Raw genomic sequence first — 5888 nt, 5'->3', positions numbered from 1 at the left:
GCGCCCTGCTCGCCTTCGCCGAGGGGCGGCGGCGCTCCTCCGCCGACGACGGTGACATCGACCTGGTCCTGCGGCGCTCCTTCGACGGCGGATGCACCTGGGGGCCGCTCCAGGTAGTGGCCGACGCGGGCGCCGACACGGCGGGCAACCCGGTACCGGTGATCGATCCGGCGAGCGGCGACGTGGTGCTGCTCAGCTGCCGGACGATCAGCGGGGCGAGCCGCCGCCAGGTCATGACGGGCGCGGCGCCCGCGTCGACCCGCCGGGTGTACGTCCAGCGCAGCGCCGACAGCGGCGCGACGTGGACGCCGCAGCGCGACCTCACCGACACGGTCAAGCCCGCGGACTGGCGCTGGTACGCGGTCGGCCCCGGGCACGCGGTGTCCTTGCGCCGGGGCGCGCACCGGGGCCGGCTGCTGGTCCCCGCGAACCACACGTCGGGCCGTACGGGGCGCAGCGGCGCGCACTCCCTCTACAGCGACGACGGCGGCGTGACCTGGCACGTCGGTTTTGTGGCCGGCTCGGCCGGCGGGCCCGTCCAGCTCAACGAGAGCACCCTCGCCGAACTGCCCAACGGCCTGGTGTACGTGAACTCCCGTGACCACAGCCGCCGACCGGACGAGGCCCGCGCCGACGCCTACAGCTCGGACGGCGGGCTCACCCTCTCCGTACCGTTCCGGCCGCAGCCGCTGATCGCCGGACCGGTCGTCCAGGGAAGCGTGCTGCTCGTGTCCGGACTGCCGGGCAGGGGGCCGCTGTTGTACTCGGGACCGGCGGATCCGCGCGCCCGCGTACGGATGCAGGTGCGGGCGAGCGGGGACGGCGGGCGGTCGTGGCGGCCGGTGTGGACGGTGTCGGAGGACCGCGCCGGTTACTCGGACCTGGTGCGGACCGGGCCGGGGGCCGTGGGGTTGCTGTACGAGACCGGGCCCCGGACGTTCCACGACACGATCCGCTTCACCCGGCTGCCGGCCCGCGTCCTGTCCGCGTTCCCGGAGCTCGCGTTCCCGGCATCCGCGTACGCCCCGCCCTCTTGATCGGTCGCACCCTGCGACCGTATCATTACCTTGAGTGACGACTCGTCACCACCCGTACGGCCCTCCTGCTCCCTGCGCTGTCAGGCCGTACCCCGTCGGTACCGGTGAAAGAGATGCGATGGCACAGCGTGGATCCCCCTTCGTGGAATGGCTCGCCGAGAAGCTCGGCCGGATTCCGGGGCCGAGGCGCGGACCGTCCGGTCCGGTGTCGCAGGGTCCGGCCCGACCGGGGCCGGCGGGTCCGGTGCCCTCGCGCCCCGCCGCGTCACCGGTCTTCACCGCCGACTTCTCCTCGCCCGAGCAGTGGGTCGCGGGCCGGTCCTGGGCCTATCCGCGCGGCGGCCCCACCAACCCCGGCGACAACAAGCTCGACCACCTCTCCCCCGACGCGGAGTTCAGCCGCGACGGGGTCTTCCGCGCGTCCCGCAGGAGCGACGGGTACTGGGACACGGGGCTGCTCACCACGGAGGGCAGCGAGGACGGCTTCATGGTCCGTACGGGCGACGTCCTGGAGGCGCGCGTACGGCTGCCGGCCGAGATCGGCGCGTGGCCCGCGATCTGGACCTGGCGGGACGGCGGGAACGAGATCGACGTCTTCGAGTACCACCCGGACAACCCGGACCTGCTGGAGCTGACCAACCATGTCCGGGGCGGACAGCGGTACTTCACCGATCCGGCGATCGCGCCCGGCGCGTGGGTGGACCTGCGGGTCGAGTTCCGGATGCGCTCGGTCGTCTGGTGGGTCAACGGGGTGCGGGTGTTCGCCGACAACCGGGGCGTCGGGTGGTTCTGGCGCGCCTATCTGATCGTGAACCTCTCCGTCTGCGCCGGGGCCTTCCACCCGGCCCCCGAACGGTCCGTGGACAGGATGTCGTACGAGGTCGCGTACCTGCGCGTCTACCGCTCCTGAGGCGAGAGAGGCGAGACGGCCCGGAAGGGCCCGCCGGCCGCCTCCGACGTGCGGGAGCGCGGCCGGTGGGCAAGACTCGACGGGATGAACCGCGACGATCAGGACACCGGGGCGGAGGGTCCGCGGAGAGCTGCCGGGCAGCGCTCCGCGGCGCGTCCCGACGACCGGGGCGAGGACTACCTGCCGATCGCGGAGCACGGTCTGATCGGTGATCTGCGGACCGCCGCGCTGGTGGGGACGGACGGCCGGGTCGACTGGTTCTGCGCCCCCCGCTTCGACTCACCCAGTGTCTTCGCGTCGCTGCTCGACGTCCGGCGCGGCGGCTTCTGGGAGATCGCACCGGTGTGCGAGGTGGTGGACCGGCACCAGTTCTACTTCCCGGACACGAACATCCTGATCACCCGTATGTTCACGGTGGACGGCATCGTGGAGATCCAGGACTTCATGCCCATCCTGCGGGAGAACGACGCTGCCCACCGGCAGCGGCTGGTGCGGCGGGTGGTGAACATCCGCGGGCGGATGGTCATGTCGGTACGGATCGCGCCCCGGATGAACTACGGACGCGACGAGCACCGGCTGGAGCGGATCCCTCGCGGGGTGCGGTTCAGCGGTGACTCGCTCGTCCTGTCGGTGCGGGCGAGCGTGGATCTGGAGCTGGACGACACCGACGCCTTCGGCGAGTTCGTCCTCGGGGAGGGCGAGACGGCGCTGTTCGTGCTGGAGACGTCCGCCGAGGCCGCCGAGCCCCCCGAAACCGCCGAGGAGCTGTTCACGGCGACGGTCGCCTTCTGGCGGCGCTGGCTGAGCCGGTCCACGTACACGGGCCGCTGGCGCGAGATGGTCCACCGCTCGGCGCTGACCCTCAAGCTGCTCACCCACGAACCGTCGGGGGCGGTGATCGCCGCGCCGACGCTCGGGCTTCCCGAGCAGCTGGGCGGGGTGCGGAACTGGGACTACCGGTACGTGTGGATCCGGGACGCCGCGTTCTCGCTGTACGCGCTGCTGCGGCTCGGGTTCACCCAGGAGGCGCAGTCCTTCATGGACTGGCTGACCGAGCGGCTGCGCGACGCGACGGACGGCGAGGCGGGTCCGCTGCGGGTCATGTACTCGATCGACGGCCACGCGCACCTGCCCGAGGAGGTGCTGGGGCACCTGGAGGGCTATCGGGGCTCGTACCCGGTCCGTACGGGCAACGACGCGAGCGGCCAGCGGCAGCTGGACCTCTACGGCGAACTGATCGACTCCATCTACCTGTTCGACAAGTACGGCGCCGGGATCTCGCACGAGAGCTGGACCGATCTCTGTGTCGTGCTGGACTGGCTGCTGGAGCACTGGAACACCGTCGACGAGTCGATCTGGGAGACCCGGTCGGGCCAGCAGCACCACACGTACTCCCGGCTGATGTGCTGGGTCGCGGTCGAGCGCATGATCAGGATGGCGCGCCGCCGGGGTCTGCCCGGCGACCTGGGCCGGTGGATCTCGGTCCGGGACCGGATCTACCACGAGATCATGGCGCGCGGCTGGAACGACGAGGAGCGGACGTTCGTGCAGCGGCTCTCCGCGGACGACGGACAGCAGCCGGCGAACATCCTGGACGCGTCGCTGCTGCTGATGCCGATGGTGAAGTTCGTGTCGCCGGTGGATCCGCGCTTCCGCTCCACGGTCGAGGCCATCCGCCGCCGGCTGGTGGTGGACAGCCTGGTGTTCCGGTACGACCCCGAGCAGGCGCCGGACGGGCTGGACGGCACCGAGGGCACGTTCTCGATCTGCTCGTTCTGGTGGGTGGAGGCGCTGGCCAGGACCGGTGACGTGGAGGCGGCGCGGCTGGCGCTGGAGAAGATGTTCACCTACTCCAACCACCTGGGGCTCTTCGCGGAGCAGATCGGGCTGACGGGTGAGCACCTGGGCAACTATCCCCAGGCGTTCACCCATCTCTCCCTGATCAGCTCGGCGATCAACCTCGACCGTGCGATGGGCTGAGCGCGCCCGACACCGCACCCGACACCGCTCCCGACGCCGTTCCGGCGGCCGTCGCGACGGCGGACCGGGCCGCGTCGGTGTGTCCGACGGCGGTGTAGGCCAGCAGGAGGGCGGCGGCGTCCTCCAGGAGGGCCGCCGGCCAGTCGGGGCGGCCGGCCTCGGCAACCGTACGCCGCCAGTACGCACCGGCCACGGTGCCCACCGCGGACGCGGCGGCCCCCACCGCGGCGGCGAGGACGGGCGGGGCGCCGTCCCTCTCCTGTGAGGACAGCGCGACGGCGGCGAACCCGCCGAACGCCATCCGGGAGGCGATCCCGGCGGGGGTGAGGCGGCTCGGGGTCCACGGCAGCTTGTCCGCGACCAGCTCCCCGACGGCCCCGGCGGAGGCGACCCGCTTGCCCCACACCCCCGCGAACCACGACGCGGGCCGGGCGGTCTCCCCCGGCCCGGTGGTCAACGCGACGGCCGCGACCCCCAGCTGGCTGCGCAGTCCGGAGACCAACCCCACCAGCACCAGGCGCGTCACGTCATATTTCACACAAACACTTTCCCGGCTCATGCACGCCTGAGTGCCCGTCCCCGCTTCCCCGGAAACGGACCCGGGCGAGCGCTCACCCCAATGCCGGGAGCTGCGACGATGTCCCCATGAGCGCGCAGAGCGGGAACGAGGCGTTGTCCGGGGCCGTACGGCTCAGGGAAGAAGGCCGGCACGAGGAGGCGCGCACGCTGCTGCTGGACCTCGCCGCGCGGTTCCCGCAGGACGCGGAAGTGGCGTACCAGACGGCGTGGATCCACGACGTGCTGGGGCTGGAGGCCGAGGCCGTGCCGTACTACGAACGCGCGCTGGCGGGTGACGACCTGTCCGACGAGGACCGCCGGGGCGCGCTGCTCGGGCTCGGCTCCACCTACCGGGTACTCGGCCGGTACGAGCAGGCGGTCGGGACGCTCCGGCTCGGTGTGGCGCGGTATCCCGGCGACGGGGCGCTGCGGGCGTTCCTCGCGATGGCCCTGTACAACACGGGCGCGCACCACGAGGCCACCAGGACGTTGTTGGAGGTGCTGGCCGCGACCAGTGGGGATCCGGGCGTGCGGCGGTACCGGCGGGCCATCGCGCACTACGCCGGGGATCTCGACGGGACGGTGTGACGGGGCGGTGTGACCGGTAGTGCAAGGGTGTTGCCAAGTCTGCGGCGCGTCACATGCGTGAGCGCGTGTGCGGCGGCAAGGTGGGGAGCATGCGTCGGGGGCGGGTCGATCCGTCCCCGCCCGGACGAATGGAGCGCACCAGCGTCATGCCGGCGTCACCTCAAGCCGTCACCGGATCCCCCTGCTGGGTGAGTCTGATGGCCCGCGATCTCCCCGCCGCCCAGGAGTTCTACCGCGCGGTCCTCGGCTGGTCCTACCGTTCGACGTCCCTGGGCGACGAGTTCTCCGTCGGGCTGGTCGGCGGGGAGGCCGTCGCCGGGATCGGTGCTCTCGCCTCCACACTGCGTACCGCCGTCTCCTGGACCCCGTACTTCGTGGTGGACGACGTGAACGGGGCCACGTCCCGGGTGCGGGAGCGGAGCGCCACCGTCGCCGTCGGTCCCCTCGCCATGAAAACCGGGCGCGGGGCGCTGGCCGCCGATCCCGACGGGGCGGTCTTTGGCCTCTGGGAGGGCAGGATCATCCGGGGCTGGTCCATCGGGAAGGGGCAGGGCCCCGCCCGGCTGGAGCTGCGCACCCGGGACGCCTTCGCCGCCGCGATCTTCTACGGGCAGGTCCTGCACTGGGCCCCGGAGGGGAAAGAGGGCCTGGAGGTGCACTACGAGCAGGACCGGGTGATGGTGCGGGACGGTGAACGTACGGTGTGCGCGCTGCGCGGCGGGGCCGTGGGCAGCGCTCCCGATCCGCGGATCCGCCCGCGCTGGCAGGTGTCGTTCCGGGTGGACGACGTGGACGCGGCGGCGGACGCCGCCCTC

General features: G+C 72.4%; 6 protein-coding genes. 5 read left to right on the top strand and 1 reads right to left on the bottom strand.

The window, feature by feature from the left end; all coding sequences use genetic code 11:
* The 3 genes from GT042_RS06390 to GT042_RS06380 all read left to right on the top strand — a co-directional run.
* The coding region (locus tag GT042_RS06390) for a sialidase family protein (protein ID WP_161307726.1) at positions 1–1037 on the top strand (1037 nt) is incomplete at its 5' end.
* Positions 1038–1155: 118 nt separating this feature from the next.
* Entirely contained in the window at positions 1156–1947 is a 792-nt protein-coding gene (locus GT042_RS06385) for a family 16 glycosylhydrolase (RefSeq protein WP_202532434.1), read from the top strand.
* Between the two features lie 84 nt (positions 1948–2031).
* Complete coding sequence (locus GT042_RS06380) at positions 2032–3927, top strand: glycoside hydrolase family 15 protein (protein WP_161307725.1); 1896 nt, start codon at positions 2032–2034, stop codon at positions 3925–3927.
* On the opposite strand, the gene GT042_RS06375 is transcribed toward GT042_RS06380, so the two are convergent.
* On the bottom strand, positions 3902–4465 hold the full coding sequence (locus tag GT042_RS06375) for a hypothetical protein (protein ID WP_161307724.1): 564 nt from the start codon (positions 4463–4465) through the stop codon (positions 3902–3904). The genes GT042_RS06380 and GT042_RS06375 overlap by 26 nt on opposite strands.
* 107 nt (positions 4466–4572) lie before the next feature.
* Here GT042_RS06375 and GT042_RS06370 point away from each other — a divergent pair, with 107 nt between their 5' ends.
* Both GT042_RS06370 and GT042_RS06365 read left to right on the top strand, forming a co-directional pair.
* The gene (locus tag GT042_RS06370; RefSeq protein WP_161307723.1) at positions 4573–5073 is read left to right on the top strand and encodes a tetratricopeptide repeat protein; all 501 of its coding nucleotides are present in this window, start codon (positions 4573–4575) and stop codon (positions 5071–5073) included.
* 197 nt (positions 5074–5270) lie between these two features.
* A partial coding sequence (locus GT042_RS06365) for a VOC family protein (RefSeq protein ID WP_161307722.1) occupies positions 5271–5888 on the top strand: 618 nt, incomplete at its 3' end.

The organism is Streptomyces sp. SID3212, assembly GCF_009865405.1.
In the GTDB taxonomy this organism is placed as follows: Bacteria; Actinomycetota; Actinomycetes; order Streptomycetales; family Streptomycetaceae; genus Streptomyces.
Note: the sequence above shows the minus strand (reverse complement) of the source record. Positions and strands in the feature narration are given on the sequence as shown.